The sequence below is a fragment of the Sphingomonas sp. AC522 genome (genome assembly GCF_979258125.1).
This window is the reverse complement of the sequence record NZ_OZ409836.1, coordinates 696572-722692: the sequence shown is the minus strand read 5'-3', so window position 1 is coordinate 722692 and position 26121 is coordinate 696572. Positions and strand designations below refer to the sequence as shown.

Genomic DNA, 26121 nt, shown 5'->3' with positions numbered 1-26121 from the left:
CATGGCAACACCTCCTCACTGGATAGTGCCACATCTTTACTTCAATGCAAGACATCGAAACTTAGCCGGTTATATTAGGTATGCGCCTGTTCGTCCTAGATAACTTGTAAGAATCGATTAGTTAGTGACGTCCACTGTGCCACTGACCACATCAAAGGCGCTAGCCTCGCGTTCAACGCCATTCCAAGTTCCGCGGCGGCATTGTGCGTACTAGGAAGCCAACAGGGATCAGGCGGTCGAAGCGCGTCGCGCGGCGAAGGTGCGTTCCCGGTGGCCACTGACGCCGCTTTTACCCGTTGCATAAGGTTCTATGCCAGTTTGGGCTCCGATGTTGGCAGCCTTCGACGCCTTGCTCGCGCAACCTGCGCTTCTGCTCCTGACGCTGGCGGCGGGTGCGGGGATCGGCATATCGGTCGAGCGGCTGGTCGAAGGACAGCGCCGGGCGGAGCGGCGGATCAAATGGCGGGGCAAGAAAGCATGGGCTCCGCGTGCGGATGTGCAGCGGCCGAAGGTTGTTGCCGACGCTGCGGATGTGGCGGTCGATCAGCTCAAGCTAGTGATGCAGGCCGAGTTCAAGCCCCGGGCCCTGCTCAACAAATCCGAAGCGCGGGTGTTTCGCGAGCTCGACCGCATGGTGATCGCGCGCAATTCCGGTTGGCAGGTGATGGCGCAGGTCTGCGTCGGCGAGTTCATCGCCAGCGAGGATGAAGCCGCTTATCGCTGCATCAATTCCAAGCGGGTCGATCTGCTGCTGATGGACGAGGGCTGCGCGGCGCGGCACGCGATCGAATATCAGGGGACGGGGCATCATCAGGGCACGGCCGCAGCGCGCGACGCGATCAAGAAGGAAGCGCTGCGCAAGGCCGGGATCGGCTATCACGAAGTGGTGGCGGGACAGACGACGCCGACGGAGATGAAGCGGCTGGTGGAGAAGCTCGTCCCCGAGCGCAGCGTCGCCTAGGCTGCGGGCGCGGCGGCAAAAAACATCAGATACGCAAGCCGCCCATTCTCCGGCCGATCCCCAAACCCCGCCGCGGAATTGTGGAACATCCAGGGGCTGAACAGGATCAGGCGGTTGAAGCGCATCGGGGCGGTGAAGCTGCGTTCCCATTTGGCGGGCTTTAGCGTGTCGTGGTTGACCACTTCCTCGATCAGCACATTGACGTCGGCATAGCCGGCGGCGTGGACGCCCTCTGCGGTTTGCGGGACGCGATCGAGGCTGGTGCGGCGGTGGCGGTAGAAATCGGTGCCGCCGCGGCAATCCTCGGGCAGGCTCAGATAGAGGATGCCCGAATAGAAAGCGGGATCGATATGGACACCGCTGAGGCCGCGATCGCCCTTCAGCGTGAGGCGGCAATGGCCGTGGAGGGTGCCGGGGGCGGGCTTTACGGGAGCGCCGATCGCTTGGCCGACATAATCGTCGAGGCCGGGGATCGCGAGCGGGCGCTCTGAGGTGAGGCCCGGATAATTGCCCTTCTTGTTCGCGGGATCGTAGCCGAGGCCGAGCGCCTGGCGGCGGAGCTCGTGCGGGTTGGCCAGGAAATCGTCGATCATGAGGAAGGCGGGGGGCATATCGGGGAGGGTAATGCCGTCGTCGGGCGATGGCTATCCCGGACCCATCACCTCGGGCTTGTTCCGGGGGTCCAGGGTTCCGCGCGCTGTCGCATGAGCCTCTTGCTCACGCTTGCCGCGCATTGGACCCCGGAACAAGTCCGGGGTGACGAAGTGGTCGGGGGAGTGGCGTTCTATCGCTCTCACCCTCAGCCTTCCGCCGCTTCGCGGCTCACTTCCCTCTCCCCCGAGGGGAGAGGGAAGTGAAGGTCAGTCGTGCTCCCTTCCGCCGGCGCCCATATAGAGCTCGCTGCCGGTTTCCTTGAAGCGCTTGCTCATCTCTTCCATGCCGGCGAGCGCCGCGGCCTTGCTGGCGGCGGCGGTTTCGGCGCCGGTCGGGCCGGTGGCGATGAAGCCTTCGACGCCCTGATTCTGCTTGGAGGCGAAGTCGCGGACTTCCTGGCTGATCTGCATCGAGCAGAATTTGGGGCCGCACATCGAGCAGAAATGCGCCGACTTGGCGCCTTCTGCCGGGAGCGTCTGGTCGTGATAATCCTCGGCAGTGTCGGGATCGAGCGACAGGTTGAACTGGTCGCGCCAGCGGAACTCGAACCTCGCACGGGAGAGCGCGTCGTCGCGGACTTGCGCGGCGGGATGCCCCTTGGCGAGATCGGCGGCGTGGGCGGCCAGCTTATAGGTCACCACGCCGACCTTGACGTCGTCGCGGTCGGGGAGGCCGAGATGCTCCTTGGGGGTGACGTAACAGAGCATCGCCGTGCCGTACCAGCCGATCTGGGCGGCGCCGATGGCGCTGGTGATGTGATCGTAGCCGGGGGCGATATCGGTGGTGAGCGGCCCCAATGTGTAGAAGGGCGCCTCGCCGCAGACTTCGAGCTGCTTGGTCATGTTTTCGCGGATCTTGTGCATCGGCACATGTCCGGGGCCTTCGATCATGACCTGGACGTCGCTCTTCCACGCGCGGTGAGTGAGCTCGCCCAGCGTGTAGAGCTCGGCGAACTGGGCCTCATCATTGGCGTCGGCGATCGAGCCGGGGCGCAGGCCGTCGCCCAGCGAATAGGCGATGTCATAGGCTTTCATGATCTCGGTGATTTCGTCGAAGCGCTCGTAGAGGAAGCTCTCGCGGTGGTGCGCCAGGCACCATTTGGCCATGATCGATCCGCCGCGGCTGACGATGCCGGTGACGCGCTTGGCGGCCATCGGGATATAGCCGAGGCGGACGCCGGCGTGGATGGTGAAATAATCGACGCCCTGCTCGGCCTGCTCGATCAGGGTGTCGCGGTAGATTTCCCAGGTCAAATCCTCGGCGACGCCGCCGACTTTCTCCAGCGCCTGGTAGATCGGGACGGTGCCGATCGGGACCGGCGAATTGCGGATGATCCACTCACGGGTGTCGTGGATGTTGCGGCCGGTGGAGAGGTCCATCACCGTGTCCGCGCCCCAACGGATCGACCAGACCATCTTGTCGACTTCGGTGGCGACGTTGGAGGCGACGGCGGAATTGCCGATATTGGCGTTGATCTTGACCAGGAAGTTGCGCCCGATCGCCATCGGCTCGGATTCGGGGTGGTTGATGTTGTTTGGGATGATCGCGCGGCCGCGGGCGACTTCGTCGCGGACGAATTCGGGCGTGACGTAATCGGGAATGCTGGCGCCGAAATCCTCGCCGTCGCGCTTATATTCCGCCAGCCGCTGGCGGCCGAGATTCTCGCGGACGGCGACATATTCCATCTCGGGGGTGACGATGCCCTGCCGCGCATAATGCATCTGGCTGACGTTCATGCCGGCACGCGCGCGCAGCACGGTCTTGCGGACATTGGGGAAGGGCTGGACGCCGCCGCTCCGGTCAGGGCCGAGCTGGCCGTTATCCTCGGGCCGGACTTCGCGTTGAGCGACTTCCTGGACGTCGCCGCGGGCGCGGATCCAGGGGGCGCGGAGCTCGGGAAGGCCGGCCATGATGTCGATGCGGGCCTGGGGATCGGTGTACGGCCCCGAAGTGTCGTAGACGCGGACGGGGGGCTCGCCGGACGACAATTCGAGATCGATTTCGCGCATCGCGACGCCGAGCGGGCCGACATGCACTTTGCGGCTGCCGCGGATGGGGCCGGTAGTGACGGCGAGTTCGGTGCGCGCGGGAAGGTCGGCCATTCGTCTTCTCCAAATCAGGGAGAAAACGGACCTCGGGTGAAGCCACGCCCACTCCCTACGCCGGTGTCAACCGGATCAGGTTCAGCGGGTCGGAGGCTGCGGCCTCCCTCTCAAGCGCGGCATCAGCGCTCCCCCGGGGATGGCAGCGGTGTAAGCGGAAGGTCGGGCGGCGTCCAGCGGCGTTGACGCTCAGAGATATGCCTTCAGATCGAACTGCATGATGCGCTCGCTGGCAGTCGAGCGGCCTTGCGCGTCGGTCGCGGGGAGGAAACGGCCCCGCTGCCGCACCAAAGCGCAGGCGGCGATATCGAGCGCCGGCATGCCGGTCGAGCCGATCGTCGCGCAGTCGGTGACCTTGCCCGCCGCATCGATCCCCACCTTCGCGCGCCAGGGCGCCGAGCTGGCAAGGTCGATGCCGGCGAAATCGGCGTGCGAGAACCAGTCTTCCGGGGCGCGCGCGACCGCCTTGCGATTGGGCGCGAGGGCCGCCGGCGCGGTCGACGATCCAGCCACCAGCGCTTCGGGCCCGCCCTTGCGGCACATCTCGAGCGCGGCGAGCGCGCGCGTGGTGGACGGCGGGGTTATGGTCTGGAGCGCGGCGAGGCCGGGCCGGGCAATCACGATCGTGCCGCTGCTGCTGAGGGCCGGGACGAAGCCCGCCGCGAGATTTCCCCGGAGCGTGGTCATGTCGCCGTTGAGGCCGGGCTTTTGCGTGACCGCCACGCGGCCGAAATCGACTCCCGAAGGGCCGGTGCGGATCGCCAGCGATTGGCTACGCGCGATGCTGAACGACGATTCGGCGCCGAACAGTTCCAGCCCGGTTTCGTCACCTTTGGTGTGGAGCTTGATGCTGATCGACCGGCCCGCATCGTCGAACACGCCAGTGCTGATCTCGCAGCCCCCCGCGCCATAGCGCGTGACTTCCCACGCCCCGGCCGAGCCCAGGCGTTTCTGGGCGTGCGCGGAAAGCGGTAGGAGAGCGGAAAACAGGCAAAGCGCCCGAATCGTCGAAAACGCCATGTGACTTCCCCCTACCGGCCCGATGACCTTGCTAGGCTAGCGGCGGCGATTGTCCAGCGGGGGCGTCCCGAACTCAGAAAGTCAGCGCCAGCCCTGCGGCACCGGTCCATTGGTTGCGATCGCCGGCGATGGCGACGAGGGGCGAATCGGCGAAATCGTTGACGAGCTTGCGATAGGTGCCGCCAACGACGAGGCTGAGGCCCTTGGTGAGGTTGCCCGCCAGCGCGTAAGTGAAGAAGCCGCCGAAGGTGATGTCCTTCTGCCCGCCCTGGGGACGGAAAGCAGGCAGGCCGCTCGCCAGGCTCTGTGCGGGAGTGACGCCGAAATAGAGGCGGGCATAGCGGTCTTCGGTGATCTCAGCCGACGTAAAGATGCTGACCAGCGCCTTGGTGCTGAGCGGAGTGGAATACGTGATCGAGGGGTTCCAGACGCCGCTGCGATTGTCGCCGCTAATGCCCTTGCGATAGCTGACCGAGAGCGTGAGCTTGTCGAAATCGCTGGTGATCAGCCCGGTCTTGCCGATGCCGACATAGCCGCCGACTTCGACCGAGGTGTCGATCTCGCCAAGTGCGCGGACGCGGCGGTCGTGGATCGCATCGGCATTGCTGCGATTCTGGTTGAGCACCGCCACGGGGCCGAGCTGGAAGTCCCAGCCGGGGCCGGCGGCATCGGGAATGACATCGAGGCTGGCGCGATTGGCGAGCACGGTGAAGCTCATACCCCCAATCGTGCCGTTGGCCGCGGGGATGGGCGACCAGCGATTGTGGCTCGATCCCTCATAATCCGGATAATAAGCGCCGCCCGCGCCCAGGGTGAGCCGAGCATTGCCTTCGCTGGCGACTTCGGCCTGCTCCGCGGGAGGGCTGTCCTGCGCAAAGGCCGGCGCGGCGAGGAGCAATGGCAAGGCGAGCGCGGCGATACGGACGAACATAAGAAAGCTCCGGGACGATGTTGCAGTGCAAAACGCGCGCCCGAGCCAAAGCGTTCCTATAGCAGGTAACGCATCCGCACCTGTTGCAGTTCGGCACTGGCACCGAGTGCGAAGCGCGCCGCATCGAAGGTGGGCGGGCCGAAGCCGATCGCAGGATTGCGCGAGAAGCCGAAGCCTTCGCGGGGGATGCCCATCATCGTATCGAGCTTGGCATTGCCATTGGCGTCGTGAATCACGGCGATGGCGTAATTGCCGGGGGTGAGGCCGGTGAACCGGATACGCGGATTGCTCGCCGGCAGCGTGCGGCGGATCGAGCCGGGGTCCTTGCTGCAATCGGGAAAGCCAATCGGCTCGCGCGTAAGGCAAAGCTGGATCACGCCCTTTTGCGAGCGCAGCGCCGTGACTTCGATCTGGAGGCTAGCTTCCGGAAGGGGCGCGGCGGCGGTCAGCAGCAGCGCGAGCGAAATCGCCAAGCCCTTTGTCCGTCCCGCAGAGCCGGTCCCAATGCCGGAAATAGAGCCCATAATTGCATCCATAGAATTCGTGGTGGCGCTGGTGGTGACTCGCGGTAATCAGCCATGCCCCCAATGGCCCGCGATGGATGAAGCGGGGAAATATCTCCCAGCCCATATGATTGGTGACACCCATAACCGTCATGATCGCAAGCACCAATCCAAGCGCGGCGACATGCACCGGAATCACGAACACGAGTAGCGGAATTACCACAGCGCCGCTGAGCGCCTCGACCCAGTGGAAGCTCATCGCCGCCCAGGCGGTGGGCGGCCGGCTGGCATGGTGGACGGCATGGGCTATGCGAAACCAGCGCGGGCGATGCATCCAGCGGTGCGTCCAATAAAACCACGTGTCGTGCGCGAGCAGATAGAGCAGCACCGACAGCGGCAGATACCAGAGCGGCCAGGCGTGGATATCGGTGTAAATCTGCGTCCAGCCACGATTCTGCCAGCCCCAGGCGACCACCCCCGCTGGCACGCCGTAGATCGCGGCGCTGGCGAGGCTCCAGCCGATCTCCTTGCGGATTTGCTTGGTCTGGCCGGTGTAGAGGCCGGGGTGCCTGGCGCGAGTGGCGAGCGCAAAGGCACCCGAGGTGATCAGATAGCGGATGCCGACGATCAGCGTCATTGCGAGCGCGGAGAGGAGGATGGCGGCGAGCATCGCCCCGCCCTTACGCCTTTCCAACCTCGATTGTCGCGAACCATTCTGCCGAAAAAATGATCAGAAGAACCCGCCTTGGCCCTGCCAGGTGCGGATCGCGTCGATCGGCGACACCAGCATCAGCACATTGAGCGTGAGATTGTCGCGGATCAGGATCAGCGTGGCGACCTCGAAAAGCAGCGCCAGGGCGATGATCGTCCGCGCCGAGAGGCGAGTGGCGAGCCAGAAACCGAAGGACATCCAAGCGATGTCCGATAGAGAATTCAGGATACTGTCGCCCGAATAGCCGAGCGCCATCGTTGCTTCGCGGTAGCGGTTGATGATGATCGGCGAGTTTTCCAAGGCTTCCCACAGCCCTTCGATCAGGACCGCGATCGGCAGCGCCCATTTGCGGGCGGGCTCGCGCAGCCAGAAATGCGCGGCGGCATAGAACAGGAAGCCGTGGATGACGTGGCTGAAGCTGTACCAATCGGCGACATGCTGGCTGTTCTCGCTCGACTGGACGATGCCGTGCCAGAGCTTGATGCTGCCGCAGGGGCAGATGGGCGGGCGGTGCATCGCCAGCAGGATCAGCGCGAAGATCAGGCCGAGGCCCAGTGCCGCGAGCGCGGCCGGGCGGGGAATGCGGAGCGGGCTCATTGCGCGGCGTTCCGCGCGTACCAGGAGACGAAATCGGCGGTGACTTCGCGGGCGCCGGCCTGTGCGAAGGGCGCGAGATCTTCGGGCTGGGCGAAGCGCAGATCGATGAAACCACGCAACTGCGCGAAGCGCCGCGACGCTTCCCCGATGCGCGCGGTGATCGGCTGGACCGTTTCCTTGCTGCGCTTGGCATAGAGAAGCTCGCCATTTTGGCGCCGCGCAACCAGGTCGCGACGGGCCGCTTCATATTCATCGGCGAGCCTGGCCAGTTCCTTTGATTTGTCGCTACCCTTCAGCGCATCGCGGCGGCGCCCGATCTCGTCGAGCTTGCCGGCATCGGCAAGCAGCGCCGCCTCCAACGGGGCAAATTCGGCGGCAAGCGCGCGCAGCGCAGCGGCGAATTCGGCGATGCCCTTAGGGGGCTCGGCCGCCAGCCGCTCGGCATCGATAAACCGCGTCGACGCCGTTGCAGGATATTGCGCACCGGCCTGGGCGTGCGCCGCGGCGGGCATGCCGAGCGCCAGAAGAATATATAAAAGGACGCGAACGGGCTTCACTCCGATGGGGTAGCGGGAGGCTAGCGGGGCGCCTGGAGTTCGACAACGACTAGCGCGCGGCGCTGGCAATCACTGCCGTGAAGTCCGTAGCAATTGCGATCAGCGCCTCGCGGGGTTCCCCCGCCCTCGCCCGCACGCTCAGCGAATGGAGCAAAGAGGCGGCCAGCCGGGCATGCGCTGCGGGCGATGGGCTGCCCGCCTGACGGAGCGCCGCTTCGATCTTCGAATCTTCCAGCGCGAGGATGCTGGCGAGCGCGGCGCGGATATCGGGATCGGTCACGGCTTCGGTGGCGGCGGTGTTGATCGCGATGCATCCCGAGGGGCCGGTCTCGCCGGTGAGATAGCCCTCGATCGCACTGAGGAAGAGCGCCTTGAGCATCTTCTCGAGCGGATAATCGGCGGCAATCAGCGTGTCGAAACTGGCCTCCAGCCATTGCCGGGTGCGCGCCAGCGCGGCGAGGTAGAGCGCCTTCTTGTCGCCGAACGCGGCATAGAGGCTCGGGCGGTTTACGCCGGTCGCCTCGGCGAGATCGTCGAGCGACGTGCTGGCAAAGCCATGCGTGCGGAAGCGCTGGAGCGCCTGAGAGAGCACCCGGTCCTCATCGAACTTGCGCGGACGGCCGCGGGGCCGCGGAGCTGTTTCTGTACCGGTTCGCATAAAATCCCTTGACGCACTTATTATTGTGCGAGATTGTATAAAAATACAAGTCGTTCCTGGGAGGCCGTAATGAAGCTTTATTTCAAGCCCTTTGCCTGCTCGCTGGCGGCGCGGATCGCGTTGGAGGAAGCCGGGCTCGACGCCGAATTCGTTGAAGTACCAGCCGATTGCCGGCTGCCCGACGGGCGTGATTTCAAGGGCATCAGCCCGATGGGATATGTGCCAGCGATCGAGACCAGCACAGGCTTCATGCTCTCTGAGGGACCCGCAGTGCTGACCTATATCGCCGAGCTGGCGCCCGAGGGGATGCTGAGCTTCACCGGCTTTTCGGACGCGCATTACCGAATGCTGGCCTGGCTCAATTTCACTGCGACCGAGCTCCACAAATCCGTGTTCGCGCCGCTGCTTGGCAAGACCGCGGGCGAAGGCGATCGCGATGCGGCGCGAGCGCGCGCGGCCAAGCCGTTCGCGGTCCTGACGCGACACCTGGAGGGCCGCGAATATCTCGAGGACCAGTTCAGCGTGGCCGACGCCTATCTGCTCGCGGTGCTCAACTGGTGCGAATTCTCGCAAGTGAAGATCGAGGATTGGCCGGTGCTGCTCGCCTATCGCACGCGGCTGCGCGCGCGGCCTTCGGTGGCGCGGGCGATGGCCGAAGAATTGCCGCTGCTTCGGGCCGCCTGAACCAAGCTCTCGGGCGTGGCCGCACGGCCGCTCCCGCCACCCCTGCCCCTTCCGGCTGCGGCCGGGAGGGGTTTTTGTTTGTACGCCACCAAAGGCTTGGGCTAGGCCGCCAAGATGCCCGCAACGATCCATTGCGACGTCGCCATTGTCGGTGGCGGACTGTCCGGGGGACTGCTTGCCCTGGCGCTCCGGAAGAAGCGGCCGCATCTGGATGTGCGGCTGATCGAGGGTGGGCGCGACATTGGCGGCAACCATCTCTGGTCGTTCTTCGCGAGCGACGTGGCGCCGGCCAATCGCTGGCTGACCGCGCCTTTGATCTGCCATGGCTGGCCTGCGTACGACGTGGCTTTTCCGGCACACGCGCGGACGATCAAGGCGCCCTATTATTCGGTCGAATCGCGGCGGCTCGACGCGGTGGTGCGCGGGGCGATGCCCGAAGGCGCAGTGATGACGCGGCGCAAGGTGGCGGTGGCGACCAGCAAGGCCGTGGTGTTTACGGACGGCGATCAGATCGAGGCCGGCGGCGTGATCGATTGCCGGGGCGCCGGGGATTTATCGGCGCTCGAATGCGGCTGGCAGAAATTCTACGGACGCGAGCTGGCGCTCGGCGATGCCCATGCCCCCGAACGGCCGATGATCATGGACGCGACCGTGACGCAGGAGGACGGCTATCGCTTCGTCTATGCGCTGCCCTTTGCGGCGACGCGGGTGTTCGTCGAGGACACCTATTATAGCGACACGTCCGAGATCGACCTCGAAGCAGTGCGCAGCCGGCTCGATGCCTATGCCACGGCCAAGGGATGGCATGCCGAAAGGATCGTGCGCGAGGAAGCGGGTTCGCTGCCGGTGGCGATGGGCGGCGATTTCGAGGCCTATTGGCAATCCGGGGGCAACAAGGTGGCCAAGGCCGGGGTACGCGCCGGGCTGTTTCATCCGCTGACCAGCTATTCGCTTCCCGATGCAGTGCGCACGGCAAATCTGGTGGCGAGTGCGAGCGACCTTTCCGGGCCGGCGTTGCACGATCTGCTCCACGATTTCGCGCGGGTGACGTGGCGCAGGCGGCGCTTTTACCGGATGCTGGCGCGGATGCTGTTCAAGGCGGCCGAGCCGGCGGAGCGCTATCGCGTGCTCGAGCGTTTCTATCGGCTCAGCCCTCAGCTGATCGCGCGCTTCTACGCGGGCAATTCGACGACTTTCGATCGTGTGCGGACATTGGCGGGCAAGCCGCCGGTGCCGATCGGGCGCGCAGTGGCGGCGCTCAGGAGAACGGGCAAGTGAAACGTGCGGCAGTAATCGGCGCTGGATTGGGTGGGCTGGCGCTCGCGATCCGGCTGCAATCGGCGGGGGTGGATACCACGCTGATCGAAGCGCGCGACAAGCCCGGCGGGCGGGCTTATTATTGGGAACGCGACGGCTTTACCTTCGATGCCGGCCCCACCGTAATCACTGCGCCCGAGACGCTGGCCGAACTGTGGCGGATCTCGGGACATGATATTTCGGAGGACGTGACGCTGCGCTCGGTCACGCCGTTCTACCGGCTGTCCTGGCCCGACGGGGTGGCGTTCGATTATTCCAACGACGATGCTCAATTGGGCGCGGCGATCGCGCAGCTCAATCCCGAGGATGTGGCGGGATATGCCAAGTTCCTCGAATATTCGGCGGGCGTGTATGAGGAAGGCTATGTGAAATTGGGGACGGTGGCGTTCCTCGATTTCAAATCGATGCTGATGGCGGCGCCGTCGCTGGCGAAATACCAAGCGTGGCGCTCGGTCTATTCGATGGTCTCCAGCTTCGTGAAGAATGAGAAACTGCGCCAGGCGCTGTCGTTCCATACATTGTTGGTCGGCGGCAATCCGATGAAGACCAGCGCGATCTATGCGCTGATCCACAAGCTCGAGCGCGACGGCGGCGTGTGGTGGGCCGAGGGCGGGACCAACCGGCTGGTGGCCGGGATGGTCAGGCATTTCGAACGGCTGGGCGGCGTGGTCCGGCTCGGCGACGCGGTGACGGGCATCGACACGCTGGGCGACCGAGTAACCGGGGTGCGCACCCAAAGCGGATTCGAGCTGAGCGTCGATGCCGTGGCGAGCAATGCCGATGTCGTGCACAGCTATCGGGATTTGCTCAAGACTTCGCGCAGCGGGCAGCGCGCGGCTCGCAGCCTGGAGCGCAAGCGCTTCTCCCCTTCGCTGTTCGTCGTGCATTTCGGGCTGCGCGGGACCTTTCCCGAGATTCCGCACCACAACATCCTGTTCGGGCCGCGCTATCAGGGGCTGCTGGCGGACATTTACGATCATGGCGTGCTGAGCGAAGATTTCTCGCTGTACCTCCATCATCCCAGCGCATCGGATGCGGGCATGGCGCCCGAGGGACATTCAACCTTCTATGCGCTGGCGCCGGTGCCGCATCTCGGCAAGTTTCCCGCGGACTGGAGCGAATTGGGGCCGATACTCGAGGAGCGTATCCTCGCCGAAATCCAGCGGCGGCTGATCCCCGATCTCAAGGACCGGATCGTCACCAAATTCAGCTATGCGCCACCCGATTTCCGCGACGATCTCAATGCCCATCTGGGATCGGCATTTAGCCTCGAGCCGCTGCTGACGCAGAGCGCATGGTTCCGCACCCACAATCGTGACGATGCGATTTCGAACCTGTACTTCGTCGGCGCGGGGACGCATCCGGGCGCGGGTATCCCCGGCGTGGTCGGCAGTGCCAAGGCGACCGCGGCTTTGATGCTTGGAGAGAATAAGTGAAGCGTATCGCAGTCTATTGCGGATCGGCGACCCCGGCCGACCCGGTCTATATCGAATGCGCGCGCAGCGTGGGCCGCAGCCTGGCCGAACGCGGGATCGGGCTGGTATATGGCGGCGGCAAGCTCGGGCTGATGGGCGCGGTCGCGGATTCCTGCCTAGAGGCAGGCGGCGAAGTCATTGGAGTGATCCCGACCGCCTTGGTCAACGCCGAAGTCGCGCATCGCGGGCTCACCGAATTGCACGTCGTCGAGACGATGCACGAGCGCAAGGCGCGCTTCGTCGAGCTGGGCGATGGTTTCGTCAATCTGCCCGGCGGCACCGGGACGATGGACGAATTGTTTGAAGCCCTGAGCTGGGCGCAGCTTGGCTATCACAGCGATCCGATCGGGCTGCTCAACGTCGCCGGCTATTACGACAAGCTCGTCGAATTCTGGGAGCATATGGGCAAGGTCGGTTTCCTGCGGCCGCAGCATCAGGGGCTGCTGCTGGTCGATACCGAGCTGGACGGGCTGCTCGACAAGATGGCCAATGCCGCGCCGACCGTGCCGATCATCCACATGAAGCGCGACGATTTGTGAAGCCGTCGCGGGCGGCGATCGTAGCGACGGCGGGGGAGTCGATCACGCGGGGGAGCAAGAGCTTCGCGGCGGCGAGCCGGTTGTTTGCTCGGAAGACCCGCCAGCGGGCATGGCTGCTTTATGCCTGGTGCCGCGCGTGCGACGATCTGGCCGACGGGCAGGACCATGGCCATGGCATGACCGTGGTTGCCGATCCGCAGGCGGGACTGGCGGAGATGCGCGCCAAGACCGAGCAGGCGCTGCGGGGCGAATGGGTAGGCGATCCGGCATTCGATGCGCTGCGGATCGTGGTTGCCGAGACCGACATGCCGCACCGCTTCGTGTGGGACGTGATCCAAGGCTTCGCTCTGGACGCCGATGGCTGGGGGCCCCGGCACGAGAATGACCTTTACCGCTATTGCTACCATGTGGCGGGTGCGGTCGGCTGCATGATGGCGATCATCATGGGCGTATCGCCCGAGGACGAGGACACGCTCGACCGCGCCGCGGATCTGGGCATCGCGTTCCAGCTCGCCAATATCGCGCGCGATGTGGAAGAGGACGACCGCGCCGGGCGCAGCTATTTACCCGACGACTGGCTGACCGAAATCGATGTGCCGCCTGGCCAGCACATGAAGCCGCCTTTCCGGCCGCGGCTGAGCATGCTGATGCGGCGGATGGGCGAGCGCGCCGAAGAGCATGCCGAGAGCGCGCGGATCGGCACGCGCCAGCTAAGCTTCCGCTCGGCCTGGGCCGTGCTGGCAGCGGCAGGGATCTATGGCGACATTGCCCGCAAGGTGGTCGCGGCGGGCGACCATGCCTGGGATCACCGGGTGACGACGGGCGCGTTCGACAAGCTCGGCTGGATCGGCAAGGCGGCGTGGCAGGCAGCAGCGCGCAAGCGGCTGTTCCTGTTAGAGGAGCGGCCTAGCCATCTATGGACTCGTCCGGGCGGCCACGCGCCGAGCCAAGGCGAGTAGCAAGCCAGCCGCCGAGCAACGGCGCGAGCACGGCGGCGATCTGCATCCACAGAGGATGTTCGAAGCGCAGGACGTTCGCAGCTGCCATTGCTGCGCCGATCGCGCCGATGGCCCATGCGGCCGGCGCCCAGCGCGAGATGCGGAGGGCAACCCAGGCACCGCCGAGCGCACTCAGCAGCCAGGCGAGCACGATCAGTGCCTGGGCGGAAACCGGCGCAGTCGACATCCACAGGGCAAGCGCGGCGGGATCTCCGGGGCGCGTGCCAGCAGGGATCGGATGGAGCAGCGGCGCGAACATCTGAACCGCGATCAGGATCACAAAGAGGATAACTACCCCCGCGACGACGCTCAAAACCTTCTGCATGCATGCCCCCTGTCGATCGAGGGCACGCTAGCGCATTCGCGCGCGCTGCGAAACGGGTTCAGCTGCCGGTGTTCGTCCGCGGATTGGCATCGACGACGCGCACATTCTGGCGCTGGCAGGCGGCGGCAATCACCGGATAGTCGATATCGGTGTTGCGACCGAGCGCAGCGGGCATGGCTTGCTGACAAGCCGCGAAGGATTCGTAGCGAACCGGCTCGACGCGGGCTTGCTGGCAGGCGAGATTATCGTCGCCGCAGCCCATGATCGCCAGCAAGTAAATCACCTGTTCCATCGCATCGTCCCTTCAAAAGTTAACAACTCGCGGGGGCCAGTGCCGTTCCCGGCGTGAAGACACTGGACGTTGCATCGATGCGCCGGACGCCCCAAATCAGGCGCGATGCCTCCCGAAACTTCGACTTCCGCGCCCGAGCGTCCGCTGCTCGGCACGATAAAGCGGTTCCTCCCCTATCTCTGGCCCAAGGATGCGCCGGGGCTGCGCGTGCGCATCGTCATCGCGATGCTGCTCGTGGTCTGTTCGAAGCTGGTGCAGGTCTATGGCGCGCCGTTTGCGCTGCAGGGCGCCATCGATGCAATGGCCAAGCCTGCGGGCATTCCCAACGCGACGGTGTTCGTGACCTTGCTGGTGATCGGCTATGCCGCGGCGCGGCTGGGATCGACGATTTTCGACAATCTGCGCAACGCAGTGTTCGAGCGGGTCGGGCAGGAAGCGACCCGGCGGCTGGCGGCGGACGTATTCCGCCACCTCCACAATCTCTCGCTGCGCTTCCATCTCGAGCGGCGGACGGGCGCGGTCACCAAGGTGGTCGAGCGCGGGACCAAGAGCATCGATACGATGCTCTATTTCCTGCTGTTCAACATCGCGCCGACGATCCTCGAACTCTGCCTGGTGCTCGGCATCTTCTATACGCGCTTTTCGGGCTGGCTGGTCGCGGGCACGCTGGTGATGGTCGTGGTCTATATCGCCTTCACCCGCTGGGTGACCGATTGGCGCGCCAAGCTGCGCCAGCAGATGAACGATCTCGACACCGGCGCGGTGGCGCATGCAGTGGATTCGCTGCTCAATTTCGAGACGGTCAAATATTTCAACGCCGAGGAGCGCGAAGCCAGGCGCTACGAAGATGCAGTCACCGCTTATGCCAAGGCGGCGACGGTGAGCGAGAATTCGCTAGCTTGGCTCAATATCGGGCAGAGTCTGATCACCAATCTGATGCTGGCTGCAGGCATGGTGCTGGTCGTCTATGGCTGGTCGAGCGGACAATTCACGCCGGGCGACGTGGTTTTGGTCTCGACCCTGCTCGCGCAGCTGTTTCGCCCGCTCGACTTGCTGGGCATGGTCTATCGCACGATCCGCCAGGGCGTGATCGACATGGGGTCCATGTTCGACTTGATCGACACCGATGCCGAAGTGAAGGATGCGCCCGGAGCGCTGCCGCTTGCAGTGGGCCCGGGGCATGTCCGCTTCGAGGATGTGCGCTTCGCCTATGATCCCGAGCGCGAGATATTGAAGGGCATCGACCTAGATATCCCGGCGGGCGCCACCGTTGCAGTTGTCGGGCCTTCGGGCGCGGGCAAATCGACGCTCGCGCGCATATTGTATCGTTTCTACGATCTCACGGGCGGGCGCGTGACAATCGACGGACAGGATATCAGCCAGGTCACCCAGTCGAGTCTCCGCGCGGCGATCGGAATCGTCCCGCAGGATACGGTGCTGTTCAACGATACGGTGGGGTACAATATCGCTTACGGCCGCGAGGGGGCCAGCCCCGAGGAAGTCGCCGATGCGGCGCGGGGCGCAGCGATCGCGGGGTTCATCCAGTCGCTGCCCGACGGCTTCGACACGCGGGTGGGCGAACGCGGGCTCAAGCTTTCGGGGGGCGAGAAGCAGCGCGTCGCGATTGCACGGACCCTGGTCAAGAACCCGCCGATCCTGATCCTCGACGAGGCGACCAGCGCGTTGGACAGCCGCACAGAGGCGGACATCCAGGCGACGCTGGAGGCAATCGAGCAGGGCCGCACGACGATCGTCATCGCGCACCGGCTCTCGACCGTGGTCCATGCCGATCGCATCATCGTGCTCGAAGCCGGGCGCGTCGCCGAGCAGGGCACCCACGCACAGCTGTTGCGCAAGCGCGGGCTTTATGCGGAAATGTGGGCACGGCAGGCGCAGGAACGTGCCCAAGGCGAGATCGCCGCCGAATAAGGGAGGGACGCGCGATGATCTGGGGCCTGGTGGGACTGATGGTTCTGATCGCCGCCCTGATTGGCTGGGCGGCTTATGTAACCCGCAAGATCGAGGGTGCGATTCCGGCCGAGGGGCAGCGCACCGAGATTGCCGGCGTGGACTTTCATTACATGGATCTTGGCCCGCGCGACGCGCCAACGATCGTGATGATCCACGGCATCCTCAGCAATTGGCGGATCTTCACGTATTTCCTCGCTCCGGCGATGGCGCGCGACCACCGGGTGGTGGTGATCGACCGGCCGGGCTGGGGCTATTCGCGGCTGACCGGCAGGCGGCTCGACATTGCTGAGCAGGCCGATGCCATCGCCGCATTGATCGATCGGTTGGGGCTCGAAAAGGCGCTAGTGGTGGGGCATTCGATGGGCGGCGCAGTGTCGCTCGCATTGGCATTGGCCCATCCCGGCAAGGTCCGCGGGCTGGCCTTGATCGCCCCCTATACGCAGCCGATCGAGCGCCCGCCCGAGCCGCTCAAGGGCTATGCCGTGCCCAGGCCGCTGCGCCGAGCTCTGGCGTGGACGCTGGCCATCCCGATCGCGATGCGCCGCGGCAAATTGAGCACCGCGGCAGTGTTCCACCCCGATCCGGTGCCTGAGGATTTTGCCATCCGCGGCGGCGGGGCACTGGCGATCCGGCCGCAAGGGTTCATGTCAGGCACCTTTGAGATGGGCATGGCGCAGGGCGCGATGCAAGTGCAGGCGCCGCGGTACGGCGAGATCGAGGTGCCGGTTTCGATCCTCTATGCGCATGGCGATGCCCTGCTCGATCCCGAGCTGCACGGCACCGATACGGCCTCGGCGATTCGCGGCGGACAGGTCGAGATCGTCGAGGGCGGGCACATGCTGCCGGTGACGCAACCCGAGCTGACCGAGGCCTGGCTGCGGCGCGTGATCAACGGCAGCTGAGCGTAATCGTCCGCGCCGGCTTGTCGAAAACGATCGACGAGCAGCGGTCGAGATAGTCGTGGCCGATTTCGAGCGTCAGCTCCTTCGCTTTTTTCTTGCCCATTACGATCACTTCGTCGGGATCGGCGGCTGCGAAGGCAGCGGTGTCGGGGATGCTATTTGTGGTTCCGAAATCCGCAGTGCGGACGGTCAATCCCGACAGCGCCAGTGGCCCGATCGTCAGCGGCGTGAGCAGCGACAAATGGCGGACCGGGCGGCGGATGCCGAAATGGATGACCATGGTCGAAGGTGTGCCGTCGAATGCGCCGTTTTGTGCGGCGGCGATCGTGGCGCCTGCACTTGCCGTGGCGATCGTGCGTTCGCGGTGCGGCGCGAAAAGCACTTCGATATGCCGCCCGCCCAGCGGCATGCGCACGCCCATGCCTTCGGCTCCGAAGCTGGCGAGGGGCAATGCGATGCTGCGCTCGCCCCGTTTCGGGGGGCGCAGATCGAAGCGCACCACCGGCGCAGGGAGGCCGCCTGGGCCGATCGTGCCATCCGATCCCTCGATAAAGGGCGCGGTGAACCAAGCGACGCGGCGCTTGAACTCGCCGGTTCCCATGTCGAAGCGGACCACGGCAGTCTCGCCGGGGACTTTGACCGGGCCAATCCGCGCCTCGACATCGATCCATCCCGCCTCGAACGCGGCGCGCCGGGCAAAATCCGGAGTAAAGACCGGCAAACTCGGCGCGCCGGGATCGACGCGAAGCCGCGCGAGCAAATTATGCACCTGCGCCATCACCATTTGGCCAGGTCCGATAATCAGGGGTGCAGTATCGGCGCTCACAATTATCGGCGCGACCAACATCAGCAGCTTGATCATCATGGCACCTCCACGGTGCAATACGGACTCGCCAGGCTTAACCGCGGCTGATCGCCTCCGTCGCTAGCCGATCTCGGCCGCCTGGGTGGTCCAGCCGAGCCCCGGGATGGTGATCGAGCGTTTGCCCGCCAGATCGACGCGGGTGACGAACAGCTCGCGGCTCTCGATATATTGGACCAGACGGCGGACGCGGCCGAGCGAGCTGGTGCCATAGGTTGCGGCGAGCTCGGTATCGCTCGGGCAGGGCAGCCCTTCGCGGGCGGCGCGGGCAACGAGCAGGAAGGGGCCGAGCATGTCGTCGGGTAGCGCCTTGGCGGCGTCAAGCGCCTGACTCCAATCCTGATCAGGGTCGCCATGAATGCCCGCGCGCGCGGCCGAGAGCCGCCGGACGAACCCCGAGAGATCGAGCGGCGGCCGGGCAAGGCCGACCATACGGCAGCGGACGAGGAAATCCTGATAGAGCACCGAAGGCGAGCGCAGCGCCGAATCCGGATCCTCGACGATCGCGCGGAGGACTTCGGCGATGCGTTCGGCGGCATCTTCGGGCGCGACCTGCGTCTCGGGCTCGGGCGACGGGACCGAGCGCGCGAGTGCTTCGAGCAGGCTTCCGGACGCGACCGGCGCGCGTTCGGGCGGTGCGGGGGGAGTCCAGCTCGGTTCGGCGGGGGCGAGCAGCAAGTCTCGCATGTCTGCCGCCGGAGCCTCGGGCAGCGGCGTCAATTTGGGGCTGCCGCTGCGCGCCGAGGTTTCGACCTCGCCGATCCGGATCGAGATCGGGCGGCGCGAGATTGCCGGGCCGAGCGCCAGGAAATGCCCGCGCTGCAAATCGCGGATCTGCTCGGCCTGACGGCGCTCCATGCCGAGCAGATCGGCGGCGCGCTGCATGTCGATATCGAGGAAGGTACGGCCCATCAGGAAATTGGAGGCCTCCGCCGCAACATTCTTGGCGAGCTTGGCGAGGCGCTGGGTGGCGATGACTCCGGCAAGGCCGCGCTTGCGGCCGCGGCACATGAGGTTGGTCATCGCGGTCAGCGACGCGCGGCGGACTTCCTCGGCGACTTCGCCGCCGCCCGAGGGCGCGAAGAGCTGGGCTTCGTCGACCACCACCAATGCCGGATACCAATGCTCGCGCGGCGCATCGAACAGCCCGGAGAGGAAGGCGGCGGCGCATTTCATCTGGCCTTCCGCCTCCAGCCCTTCGAGGCTGAGCACCACCGAGGCGCGGTGCTCGCGGATGCGCGTGGCGAAGCGGGCGACGTCGCGTTCGCTGTGCTCGGCAGCCTCGATGGCGATATGGCCATAGCGTTCGCCCAGCGTGACGAAATCGCCTTCCGGATCGATCACTACTTGCTGGACATGCCCTGCCGAGCGCTCGAGCAGGCGGCGCAGCAGATGCGATTTGCCCGAGCCCGAATTGCCCTGGACCAGCAGACGCGTGGCGAGCAGCTCCTCCAGATCGAGCGTGGCCGGATCGCCGCGCTCGTCCGCCCCCATGTCTACACGTACCGTCATCGCCCGCCGTTTGGCGGATGCGGGGAGGCAGAGGCAAGCTCGGTTCGCCGAAAGCCTGTGGATGGACTTGCGGGGCTGGCGCGGGCGGCGGATAGTGGCCGGGTTTTCACCGGGGGGAGAGAAATGATGCGGATAGGGACTGCACTCGCACTGACTGCGGCAATGCTGTTGCCGGCAGCCGCGCAGGCACAGGTCAAAGCGGTGGTGGCGATGGGAACCGAAGTGACGCTGGTGCTTGATGGCACGCCGGGTGCCTCGAAACCGGCAAACATCGCGCCGGATGCCTTCGAGACCGAGACCGGCGCGCAATTCGCGCGGGGCGATCATCAAGAGGCAATGGGCGCAGCCGCCAAGCCGATGACCGGACCCGTGCCGAGCGTGGCGCCGGGCCTGGTGCGGCTGCGGCTCACGCCTGTCGCCGGCGAAAAGCCCGGATCTCTGCTGGTGATCGCCAACGGCTATGACCGCGCCTTTGTCTGGCGCGCGACGATCCGCGTGAATGGCAAGGTTCAGCCGACCGATGTCTGCGTGGTCCTGCCCAAGAAGACCGGCGTGGAGCACTGGCCCTATCCGGTAGAGCGCGTCGTGGTCAGCAAGATGCGGCTGGAGCCGTGGACGCCCGCGGACGGAGTCCGCTGCGAATAAGTCAGCCGGCGATGAGGTCGCGGTCCTCGGGATGCTTGTCGAGATAAGCGCGGACGAACTCGCACTGCGCGACCAGCTTGAGGCCGCGCTTGCGCACCTCGGCGAGCGCTGCCCCGATCAGGCGGGTGGCGACGCCTTGCCCCTGCACCTGGGGCGGGACGACGGTGTGGGTGAAGGTGATCACATCGCCTTCGACTTCGTACGCGGCGAAGGCAGTGTGGCCGTCCAGCGCGAGTTCGAAGCGGTGGCGTTCGGTATTGTCGGTGATGTCGTGCATGGCGGCGAGGCTAACACGCGGTTGCGGGGCAAGCGAGGGCAGCTTAGGCGAGCCGAGTGAACGCGCTCGATACATTGCATAAGGTCTTCGGCTTCCCCGAGTTTCGCGGGGTGCAGGACCAAGTGGTGGGCCGCGTGCTCGGCGGCCAGCGCACGCTTGCGGTGATGCCCACCGGCGCGGGCAAGTCGCTGACCTATCAGCTGCCCGCGGCGATGCTCGAGGGGACGTGCCTCGTCGTCTCCCCGCTGATCGCGCTGATGCACGACCAGCTTCGCGCCGCCGAAGCCGTAGGCATTCGCGCGGCGACTTTGACCAGCGCCGACGACAATCGCGAGGAGACGATCTCGCGGTTCCGTGCGGGCGAACTGGACCTGCTCTACGTGGCGCCCGAGCGGGCTTCGGGCGAGGGCTTCCGCAACTTGCTCGGCCAAGCCAAGCTCAGCCTGTTCGCGATCGACGAGGCGCATTGCGTTTCCGAATGGGGGCATGATTTTCGCCCCGACTATCGCCTGCTGCGGCCGCTGCTCGACCGTTTCCCGGAGGTGCCGCGGCTGGCGCTCACTGCGACTGCCGATGCGCATACCCGCGCCGATATCTGCGAGCAGCTCGGCATTCCGCATGAGGGGATGATCGTCGCGGGGTTCGATCGCCCCAATATCCGCTATCTGATCAGCCCGCGCGACAACACCACGCGCCAGATCGAGGATCTGATCGCCGAGCAGCCGGGGCCGGGGATCGTCTATGTCCAGAGCCGTGCCGGGGTGGACAAGCTCGCGGCAAAGCTGGCCGCAACCGGACGGCGCACCCTGCCCTATCATGCCGGGCTCGAGCCCGAAGTGCGGCGGCGCAACCAGGCGGCGTTCGTCGCTTCCGAAGACATGGTGATCGTCGCGACGATTGCCTTCGGCATGGGAATCGACAAGCCCGATGTGCGCTTCGTCGCGCATGCCGGCATGCCCAAATCGATCGAGGCCTATTATCAGGAAACAGGCCGCGCCGGGCGCGATGGCGATCCGGCGGTGGCGCAGCTTTTCTGGGGCGCCGAGGATTTCGCCAAGGCCCGCCAGCGGATCGGCGAAGTCGAGCCCGCACGCCAGCCCGGCGAGCGGACGCGGCTGACTGCGCTGGGTGCCTTGGTCGAGACCGCGGGATGCCGGCGGCGCATCCTGCTCCGGCATTTCGGCGAGAGCGATGCACCCGAGAATTGCGGCAATTGCGACAATTGCCTGAATCCGCCCGCGGCGGTGGACGCGAGCGTGGTCGCGCAGAAATTCCTCTCGGCGGTGTTCCGTACGGGGATGATGTTCGGCGTGGGCTATATCGAGAGCATATTGCTGGGCCAGTCGAGCGAGCGCAGCCTGATGAACGGGCATGAGAAGCTCTCGGTGTTCGGGATTGTCGAGGGTGAGGAAATCGCACTGATCAAGCCGGTCGCGCGCGCGCTGCTGCTGCGCGATGCCTTGCGCGCCAATGCGCATGGCGGGCTCGAATTCGGTCCCGCGGCCAAGGTGATCATGAAAGGCGAGGAGAAGCTCTCGCTCGTCCTGCCGCCCAAGCGCGCCCGGCGCGCGCGGCGTGGCAAGCCCGGCGGCGAGCTCAATCCGATCGGCGATCCTTTGTTCGAGGCGCTGCGCGCTCGCCGCCGCGAGCTGGCGATGGAGGCGCAGGTGCCGCCTTATGTGATCTTCCACGATTCGGTGCTGCGCGACATGGCGAGCGCGCGGCCGGAAAGCATCGCCGCGCTCGGCCGCATCTCGGGCATAGGCAGCCGCAAGTTGGAGGCTTATGGTGACGCCTTCCTGCAAGTGATCCGCGAGGCGGCATGATCCGGTTTATCGACGACAGCATTTCGGTCGCTCCCCAGCTTTCGCCCGAGGACATGCCCGCGCTCGCCGCGGCAGGCTTCGGCTTCGTCATCAACAATCGGCCCGACGATGAGGAAGGTGGGCAGCCGAGCAGCGCCGAGATGCGCGCCGCGGCCGAGGCGGCGGGCATGGGCTATGTGGCGATCCCGACGGTGATGGGCGGGATGACCCAGCGCCAGGTGGATGAAATGGTCGCCGCGCTCGGATCGACCGACAAGCCGATGCTCGCTTATTGCCGCTCGGGCACGCGCTCGTGCAATTTATGGGCTTTGGCCGAAGCCAGCCGGGGGGGCGATCCCGAGGAACTGACCGCCAAGGCGGCGGCGGCGGGATACGACCTCTCGGGCATTCGTCCGGTGTTGGACCAGCTGGCGGGCAAGGCTTGAACGAGGCCTGGCTGTTCGGGGGATCGCTGGTCGCGATCCTTGCGCTGGCAGGAGTCGCGCGGCTGCTCAAGCTGGGCGAGAGCCGGATTGTCGATGCCGAGACCGCGGCGCGCTTTGCTGAGAGCACGCTGTCCGGATTTGAATCGGGCCCGGCGCTGGTGAGCGTGGATGGATCGACGGCGTTGGTAGCGGGCGTTGGAACGGTCGCGGTGCTCAAGCGGCACGGCGCTCAGATTGTAGCACGCAGGCTGATCCCGCCGCTTCGCCTTTCCGCCGCGGTCGAAGGCGTGGCGATCGACACCGGCGAGCGCTTGTTCGGTTCGGTTACCCTGCTGGGCGTTACCGATAATGAAGTGCGCGAAGTGGAAACCGCTGCGCGGTCGGCCGGCCGAGGCGAAGTCGTAACGCTGCACTAGTCGGCTTGGCGAGTTGCTGACATCAGTGTAAATGGAGCCGATGGCGCTGCCCAACCCAGTCGATTACGCGATCCCCGCCTTCGTGCTGCTCGTGCTCGCCGAAATGGTGGTCGCCCGGGCGAAGGACCGGAAGCGTTATTGCCCGCGCGATACGCTGACGTCGCTGTCGCTGGGGCTCGGCAGCACAGTGGCGGGGCTGATCACCGGCGGCGCGGTGTTCGCGCTGGCGATGTGGCTGTGGCAGTTTCGGCTCTTCGATATCGGCTGGGCCTGGTATTGGTTCGCGATCGCCTTCGTCATCGACGACCTGGCTTATTACGCCTTCCACCGATCGGCGCACCGGGTGCGCTGGTTCTGGGCGAGCCATGTCATCCATCACAGCTCGCAGCATTATAATCTGTCGACCGCGCTGCGGCAGACCTGGACCGGGTTCGTCTCGGTCAACTTCCTGTTCCGCGTGCCCTTGTTCCTGATCGGCTTCCATCCGGCGATGGTGTTCTTCGTCGCGGGCGTGAACCTCATCTATCAGTTCTGGATTCACACCGAAGTGATCGGGCGGATGCCGCGCTGGTTCGAGGCAGTGATGAACACGCCCTCGCATCACCGCGTCCACCATGCCACCAACCCGCGCTATCTCGACAAGAATTATGCCGGGGTATTCATCGTCTGGGACAAGATGTTCGGCACCTACACGCCCGAGCTCGACGATGACCGGCCACGCTACGGCATCGTCAAGGATCTCGGCAGCTTCAATGTGCTGTGGGCGGCGTTCCACGAATGGATCGGCATCGCCAAGGACGTGTGGCACGCGCCCGACTGGCAGTCCCGAATCGGGTATATGGTCAAGCCGCCGGGCTGGAGCCATGACGGGAGCCGCGATACATCAGAGATCATCAAGGCGCGCTGGGAAGCGAAACAGCAACAGGGGGCAGCGTGGAAGAAGCCGACATCGTCGTCATCGGCGGAGGATCGGGCGGGAGCGCCGCCGCAGGCCGCCTGAGCGAAGGCGGCAAGTATAGCGTCTGCGTGCTCGAGGCCGGGGGCCGCAACACCAGCATCAAGACCACGATGCCTGGCATGATGCCGTTCCAGGGGCCTGCGACCAATTACCGCTTCGAGACGGTGCCGCAGCCGGGGCTCAACGGCCGCCGCGGGTATCAGCCGCGTGGGCGGGGCCTGGGGGGCTCCTCGGCGATCAATGCGATGCTCTATGTTCGCGGGCATCCCGGCGATTATGACGAGTGGCGCGATCTCGGTTGTGCCGGCTGGGGCTGGGACGAAGTGCTGCCCTATTTCAAGCGCGCCGAGCATAATGTCCGCGGTGCCGACGACTATCACGGCGATAGCGGGCCGCTCTGGGTGAGCGAGCAGAACCACGCGCATGGCGGCAGCCACGCCTTTATCGAAGCGGCGGCTGCATTGCAGATCCCGGAGAATTCCGATTTCAACGGCGAACGGCAAGACGGAGTCGGCCTCTATCAGGTGACTCAGCGGAACGGCGAACGCTGGACCGCGGCGCGCGCCTATCTGGGCCAGCGCCGCGACAATCTGACGATCCTGACCGATGCCTTGGTCGAGCGGATATTGTTCGATGGCGACCGCGTCTGGGGCGTCGCCTATCAGCGCGACGGCCAGGCGCGCGAGATCCGCGCCAAGCGCGCAGTGATCCTGGCAGGCGGCGCATTCCAGACCCCCCAATTGCTGATGCTGTCGGGGATCGGCCCGGCCAAGCATCTGAAGGAAATGGGGCTGGCGGTGCGCGTCGACCGGCCCGAGGTCGGCGCCGGGCTGCAGGACCATATCGACTATGTCGCCGCGTTCGAGACCAAGGGCAGCTACTTCCTCGGGCGCTCGCTCGGCGGCACGCTCAAATCGCTGGGCTCGATGGCGCGTTGGATCTTCACGCGCAAAGGCGGGATGACTTCGCCTTATGCCGAGGCGGGCGGGTTCATCCGGACGCCGCTGGCGGGCGAGCGGCCCGACGTGCAGCTCCATTTCCTGATCGCGATCGTCGAGGATCATGGCCGCAACCCGGTGAAGGGGCATGGCTATTCGTGCCACGCCTGCGTGCTGCGGCCCGAGAGCAAGGGCAATGTGCGCCTCCAGTCGCTCGATCCCGCTGCGGCGCCGCTGATCGATCCCAATTTCCTGGGGGACCAGCGCGACATGGAAGTGCTCAAGCACGGCGTGCGCGCGATGTACCGCATCCTCCAAACCCCGCCGATGACGCGCTTCAAGGGCCGCGACCGCTATCCGATCGACCTGGACGACGATGCCGCACTGGAGCGGCTGATCAGAGCGCGGGCGGACACGGTCTATCACCCGGTGGGCACCGCACGGATGGGATCGGACCCCGGCGCCGTGGTCGATCCGCGGCTGCGCGTGCGCGGGGTGGAAGGCCTGTATATCGCCGACGCCTCGATCATGCCGCGGCTCATCGGCGGCAACACCAATGCGCCCTCGGTGATGATCGGCGAGCGCTGTGCCGATTTCGTGCGTGAGGATCTGGCCTAGAGCTCGGCGACTCGGCGCGCAGTCACCGGCACCGTGGCGCAGGCGGGCGTGCCGTCCCTTGCCGTGCCATTGACCAGCAGCTCGACCACGCCCCCCGCCATGGCGCGATCGAGCAGGTCCTGCGGGATATCGTGCACGTCGATCTTCATCCGCCGCGACCAGGGCGAGAAGCAGTCGCCCGCGCTCTGGCCGATGCGGATATAAACGAAGCGCCGCTCCGGCCCCTCGCGCCGCACCTGATCGCCGAAGAATTTGGGGCCCGGCGCGATGCGGATCGGGAAATCAAAGGCTAAAGCCTCGCCCGCTTTCGACACCTTCGGATCGAGCACCTTGTCATTGCCCGATTGGAGGCTGTGCAGCACCCCGGTCACCGGCTGCTCGATCAGGATCCGCATGCGGATTTCGGTCTGGTCTGCGCGGGCCATGTGCCCGTCTACGCCCGGCTT

At 65.6% G+C, this 26121-nt stretch carries 29 protein-coding genes and 1 riboswitch; of the genes, 14 read left to right on the top strand and 15 right to left on the bottom strand.

The genetic code is table 11. The features are described from left to right. The first annotated feature begins 331 nt into the window (after window positions 1-331). Window positions 332-961 (top strand): DUF2726 domain-containing protein, encoded by a 630-nt coding sequence (locus tag ACZZZM_RS03705; RefSeq protein WP_463593759.1) that lies wholly within the window; start codon window positions 332-334, stop codon window positions 959-961. On the opposite strand, the gene ACZZZM_RS03700 is transcribed toward ACZZZM_RS03705, so the two are convergent. The 9 genes from ACZZZM_RS03700 to ACZZZM_RS03660 form a co-directional block, all read right to left on the bottom strand. After that, entirely contained in the window at window positions 958-1572 is a 615-nt protein-coding gene (locus tag ACZZZM_RS03700; RefSeq protein ID WP_463593758.1) for a DUF6445 family protein, read from the bottom strand. The genes ACZZZM_RS03705 and ACZZZM_RS03700 overlap by 4 nt on opposite strands. Before the next feature lie 249 nt (window positions 1573-1821). Further along, window positions 1822-3717, bottom strand: a complete 1896-nt coding sequence (gene thiC, locus ACZZZM_RS03695; protein ID WP_463593757.1) for a phosphomethylpyrimidine synthase ThiC — start codon at window positions 3715-3717, stop codon at window positions 1822-1824. Window positions 3718-3752: 35 nt separating this feature from the next. Beyond that, window positions 3753-3862: riboswitch (TPP riboswitch) on the bottom strand. A 44-nt stretch (window positions 3863-3906) separates the two neighbouring features. Further along, the gene (locus tag ACZZZM_RS03690) at window positions 3907-4737 is read right to left on the bottom strand and encodes an energy transducer TonB family protein (protein WP_463593756.1); all 831 of its coding nucleotides are present in this window, start codon (window positions 4735-4737) and stop codon (window positions 3907-3909) included. 73 nt (window positions 4738-4810) lie between these two features. Beyond that, entirely contained in the window at window positions 4811-5668 is an 858-nt protein-coding gene (locus tag ACZZZM_RS03685) for a MipA/OmpV family protein (RefSeq protein WP_463593755.1), read from the bottom strand. Window positions 5669-5724: 56 nt separating this feature from the next. Beyond that, window positions 5725-6141, bottom strand: a complete 417-nt coding sequence (locus tag ACZZZM_RS03680; RefSeq protein ID WP_463593754.1) for a DUF2141 domain-containing protein — start codon at window positions 6139-6141, stop codon at window positions 5725-5727. Further along, window positions 6086-6841, bottom strand: coding sequence for a sterol desaturase family protein (locus tag ACZZZM_RS03675; RefSeq protein ID WP_463593753.1), 756 nt, complete (start codon window positions 6839-6841; stop codon window positions 6086-6088). Before ACZZZM_RS03675 ends, ACZZZM_RS03680 begins: the two co-directional genes overlap by 56 nt. Window positions 6842-6901: 60 nt before the next feature. After that, a complete protein-coding gene (locus tag ACZZZM_RS03670) occupies window positions 6902-7480 on the bottom strand; it encodes a DUF2585 domain-containing protein (RefSeq protein WP_463593752.1) in 579 nt (192 codons plus the stop codon). Continuing rightward, on the bottom strand, window positions 7477-7992 hold the full coding sequence (locus ACZZZM_RS03665) for a hypothetical protein (protein ID WP_463593751.1): 516 nt from the start codon (window positions 7990-7992) through the stop codon (window positions 7477-7479). The genes ACZZZM_RS03670 and ACZZZM_RS03665 overlap by 4 nt, the downstream gene beginning before the upstream one ends. 94 nt (window positions 7993-8086) lie before the next feature. After that, window positions 8087-8695 carry a TetR/AcrR family transcriptional regulator gene (locus ACZZZM_RS03660; RefSeq protein ID WP_463593750.1) on the bottom strand — a complete coding sequence of 203 codons (609 nt, stop codon included), beginning with the start codon at window positions 8693-8695 and terminating at the stop codon, window positions 8087-8089. A 69-nt stretch (window positions 8696-8764) separates the two neighbouring features. Here ACZZZM_RS03660 and ACZZZM_RS03655 point away from each other — a divergent pair, with 69 nt between their 5' ends. The 5 genes from ACZZZM_RS03655 to ACZZZM_RS03635 all read left to right on the top strand — a co-directional run bounded on the left by ACZZZM_RS03655 (window position 8765) and on the right by ACZZZM_RS03635 (window position 13669). Next, window positions 8765-9379 (top strand): glutathione binding-like protein, encoded by a 615-nt coding sequence (locus tag ACZZZM_RS03655; RefSeq protein WP_463593749.1) that lies wholly within the window; start codon window positions 8765-8767, stop codon window positions 9377-9379. A gap of 114 nt (window positions 9380-9493) precedes the next feature. Then, window positions 9494-10657 carry a lycopene beta-cyclase CrtY gene (gene crtY, locus ACZZZM_RS03650; protein WP_463593748.1) on the top strand — a complete coding sequence of 388 codons (1164 nt, stop codon included), beginning with the start codon at window positions 9494-9496 and terminating at the stop codon, window positions 10655-10657. Beyond that, window positions 10654-12132, top strand: a complete 1479-nt coding sequence (locus ACZZZM_RS03645) for a phytoene desaturase (RefSeq protein WP_463593747.1) — start codon at window positions 10654-10656, stop codon at window positions 12130-12132. Before crtY ends, ACZZZM_RS03645 begins: the two co-directional genes overlap by 4 nt. Next, window positions 12129-12710 (top strand): LOG family protein, encoded by a 582-nt coding sequence (locus ACZZZM_RS03640; protein WP_463593746.1) that lies wholly within the window; start codon window positions 12129-12131, stop codon window positions 12708-12710. The genes ACZZZM_RS03645 and ACZZZM_RS03640 overlap by 4 nt, the downstream gene beginning before the upstream one ends. Next, window positions 12707-13669 carry a phytoene/squalene synthase family protein gene (locus ACZZZM_RS03635; RefSeq protein ID WP_463593745.1) on the top strand — a complete coding sequence of 321 codons (963 nt, stop codon included), beginning with the start codon at window positions 12707-12709 and terminating at the stop codon, window positions 13667-13669. The genes ACZZZM_RS03640 and ACZZZM_RS03635 overlap by 4 nt, the downstream gene beginning before the upstream one ends. On the opposite strand, the gene ACZZZM_RS03630 is transcribed toward ACZZZM_RS03635, so the two are convergent. Next, window positions 13617-14033: a hypothetical protein gene (locus ACZZZM_RS03630; RefSeq protein ID WP_463593744.1), complete on the bottom strand. Its 417-nt coding sequence runs from the start codon at window positions 14031-14033 to the stop codon at window positions 13617-13619. The genes ACZZZM_RS03635 and ACZZZM_RS03630 overlap by 53 nt on opposite strands. A gap of 58 nt (window positions 14034-14091) precedes the next feature. Continuing rightward, window positions 14092-14325 carry a hypothetical protein gene (locus ACZZZM_RS03625; protein ID WP_463593743.1) on the bottom strand — a complete coding sequence of 78 codons (234 nt, stop codon included), beginning with the start codon at window positions 14323-14325 and terminating at the stop codon, window positions 14092-14094. 105 nt (window positions 14326-14430) lie between these two features. Here ACZZZM_RS03625 and ACZZZM_RS03620 point away from each other — a divergent pair, with 105 nt between their 5' ends. Together ACZZZM_RS03620 and ACZZZM_RS03615 are read left to right on the top strand one after the other, a co-directional pair. Further along, entirely contained in the window at window positions 14431-16254 is a 1824-nt protein-coding gene (locus ACZZZM_RS03620; protein ID WP_463593742.1) for an ABCB family ABC transporter ATP-binding protein/permease, read from the top strand. Window positions 16255-16268: 14 nt separating this feature from the next. Then, the gene (locus tag ACZZZM_RS03615; protein ID WP_463593741.1) at window positions 16269-17198 is read left to right on the top strand and encodes an alpha/beta fold hydrolase; all 930 of its coding nucleotides are present in this window, start codon (window positions 16269-16271) and stop codon (window positions 17196-17198) included. On the opposite strand, the gene ACZZZM_RS03610 is transcribed toward ACZZZM_RS03615, so the two are convergent. Then, window positions 17185-18063, bottom strand: a complete 879-nt coding sequence (locus ACZZZM_RS03610; protein WP_463593740.1) for a hypothetical protein — start codon at window positions 18061-18063, stop codon at window positions 17185-17187. The genes ACZZZM_RS03615 and ACZZZM_RS03610 overlap by 14 nt on opposite strands. A 60-nt stretch (window positions 18064-18123) precedes the next feature. Further along, window positions 18124-19572 carry a helicase HerA domain-containing protein gene (locus tag ACZZZM_RS03605; RefSeq protein ID WP_463593739.1) on the bottom strand — a complete coding sequence of 483 codons (1449 nt, stop codon included), beginning with the start codon at window positions 19570-19572 and terminating at the stop codon, window positions 18124-18126. Window positions 19573-19695: 123 nt separating this feature from the next. On the opposite strand from ACZZZM_RS03605, the gene ACZZZM_RS03600 reads away from it, so the two are divergent. Beyond that, complete coding sequence (locus ACZZZM_RS03600; protein ID WP_463593738.1) at window positions 19696-20217, top strand: hypothetical protein; 522 nt, start codon at window positions 19696-19698, stop codon at window positions 20215-20217. A 1-nt stretch (window position 20218) separates the two neighbouring features. Here the strand turns inward: ACZZZM_RS03600 and ACZZZM_RS03595 are convergent, their stop codons facing one another. After that, complete coding sequence (locus ACZZZM_RS03595) at window positions 20219-20494, bottom strand: GNAT family N-acetyltransferase (protein ID WP_463593737.1); 276 nt, start codon at window positions 20492-20494, stop codon at window positions 20219-20221. Between the two features lie 56 nt (window positions 20495-20550). On the opposite strand from ACZZZM_RS03595, the gene recQ reads away from it, so the two are divergent. The 5 genes from recQ to ACZZZM_RS03570 are packed head-to-tail and all read left to right on the top strand — an operon-like array spanning window position 20551 to window position 25675. Next, complete coding sequence (recQ, locus tag ACZZZM_RS03590) at window positions 20551-22320, top strand: DNA helicase RecQ (protein WP_463593736.1); 1770 nt, start codon at window positions 20551-20553, stop codon at window positions 22318-22320. Further along, window positions 22317-22745, top strand: a complete 429-nt coding sequence (locus ACZZZM_RS03585; RefSeq protein ID WP_463593735.1) for a protein tyrosine phosphatase family protein — start codon at window positions 22317-22319, stop codon at window positions 22743-22745. Before recQ ends, ACZZZM_RS03585 begins: the two co-directional genes overlap by 4 nt. Further along, on the top strand, window positions 22742-23161 hold the full coding sequence (locus ACZZZM_RS03580) for a hypothetical protein (RefSeq protein ID WP_463593734.1): 420 nt from the start codon (window positions 22742-22744) through the stop codon (window positions 23159-23161). Before ACZZZM_RS03585 ends, ACZZZM_RS03580 begins: the two co-directional genes overlap by 4 nt. Window positions 23162-23201: 40 nt before the next feature. After that, window positions 23202-24161, top strand: a complete 960-nt coding sequence (locus ACZZZM_RS03575) for a sterol desaturase family protein (RefSeq protein ID WP_463593733.1) — start codon at window positions 23202-23204, stop codon at window positions 24159-24161. Then, window positions 24095-25675, top strand: a complete 1581-nt coding sequence (locus tag ACZZZM_RS03570) for a GMC family oxidoreductase (protein WP_463593732.1) — start codon at window positions 24095-24097, stop codon at window positions 25673-25675. Before ACZZZM_RS03575 ends, ACZZZM_RS03570 begins: the two co-directional genes overlap by 67 nt. Here ACZZZM_RS03570 and ACZZZM_RS03565 read toward each other — a convergent pair. Further along, window positions 25672-26100, bottom strand: coding sequence for a DUF5990 family protein (locus tag ACZZZM_RS03565; RefSeq protein WP_463593731.1), 429 nt, complete (start codon window positions 26098-26100; stop codon window positions 25672-25674). The two genes, ACZZZM_RS03570 and ACZZZM_RS03565, sit on opposite strands and share 4 nt — an antisense overlap. Window positions 26101-26121 lie beyond the last annotated feature (21 nt).

Bases quoted from the DNA above. Each gene is read 5' to 3' on its own strand.
- ACZZZM_RS03660 (WP_463593750.1), bottom strand. From the start codon at position 8,695: ATGCGAACCGGTACAGAAACAGCTCCGCGGCCCCGCGGCCGTCCGCGC.
- ACZZZM_RS03655 (WP_463593749.1), top strand. From the start codon at position 8,765: ATGAAGCTTTATTTCAAGCCCTTTGCCTGCTCGCTGGCGGCGCGGATC.
- ACZZZM_RS03565 (WP_463593731.1), bottom strand. From the start codon at position 26,100: ATGGCCCGCGCAGACCAGACCGAAATCCGCATGCGGATCCTGATCGAG.
- ACZZZM_RS03675 (WP_463593753.1), bottom strand. From the start codon at position 6,841: ATGCTCGCCGCCATCCTCCTCTCCGCGCTCGCAATGACGCTGATCGTC.
- ACZZZM_RS03605 (WP_463593739.1), bottom strand. From the start codon at position 19,572: ATGACGGTACGTGTAGACATGGGGGCGGACGAGCGCGGCGATCCGGCC.
- ACZZZM_RS03610 (WP_463593740.1), bottom strand. From the start codon at position 18,063: ATGATGATCAAGCTGCTGATGTTGGTCGCGCCGATAATTGTGAGCGCC.
- ACZZZM_RS03615 (WP_463593741.1), top strand. From the start codon at position 16,269: ATGATCTGGGGCCTGGTGGGACTGATGGTTCTGATCGCCGCCCTGATT.
- crtY (WP_463593748.1), top strand. From the start codon at position 9,494: ATGCCCGCAACGATCCATTGCGACGTCGCCATTGTCGGTGGCGGACTG.
- ACZZZM_RS03620 (WP_463593742.1), top strand. From the start codon at position 14,431: ATGCCTCCCGAAACTTCGACTTCCGCGCCCGAGCGTCCGCTGCTCGGC.
- ACZZZM_RS03690 (WP_463593756.1), bottom strand. From the start codon at position 4,737: ATGGCGTTTTCGACGATTCGGGCGCTTTGCCTGTTTTCCGCTCTCCTA.
- ACZZZM_RS03685 (WP_463593755.1), bottom strand. From the start codon at position 5,668: ATGTTCGTCCGTATCGCCGCGCTCGCCTTGCCATTGCTCCTCGCCGCG.
- ACZZZM_RS03595 (WP_463593737.1), bottom strand. From the start codon at position 20,494: ATGCACGACATCACCGACAATACCGAACGCCACCGCTTCGAACTCGCG.
- ACZZZM_RS03625 (WP_463593743.1), bottom strand. From the start codon at position 14,325: ATGGAACAGGTGATTTACTTGCTGGCGATCATGGGCTGCGGCGACGAT.
- ACZZZM_RS03630 (WP_463593744.1), bottom strand. From the start codon at position 14,033: ATGCAGAAGGTTTTGAGCGTCGTCGCGGGGGTAGTTATCCTCTTTGTG.
- ACZZZM_RS03585 (WP_463593735.1), top strand. From the start codon at position 22,317: ATGATCCGGTTTATCGACGACAGCATTTCGGTCGCTCCCCAGCTTTCG.
- ACZZZM_RS03700 (WP_463593758.1), bottom strand. From the start codon at position 1,572: ATGCCCCCCGCCTTCCTCATGATCGACGATTTCCTGGCCAACCCGCAC.
- thiC (WP_463593757.1), bottom strand. From the start codon at position 3,717: ATGGCCGACCTTCCCGCGCGCACCGAACTCGCCGTCACTACCGGCCCC.
- ACZZZM_RS03600 (WP_463593738.1), top strand. From the start codon at position 19,696: ATGATGCGGATAGGGACTGCACTCGCACTGACTGCGGCAATGCTGTTG.
- ACZZZM_RS03575 (WP_463593733.1), top strand. From the start codon at position 23,202: ATGGCGCTGCCCAACCCAGTCGATTACGCGATCCCCGCCTTCGTGCTG.
- ACZZZM_RS03670 (WP_463593752.1), bottom strand. From the start codon at position 7,480: ATGAGCCCGCTCCGCATTCCCCGCCCGGCCGCGCTCGCGGCACTGGGC.
- ACZZZM_RS03665 (WP_463593751.1), bottom strand. From the start codon at position 7,992: ATGCCCGCCGCGGCGCACGCCCAGGCCGGTGCGCAATATCCTGCAACG.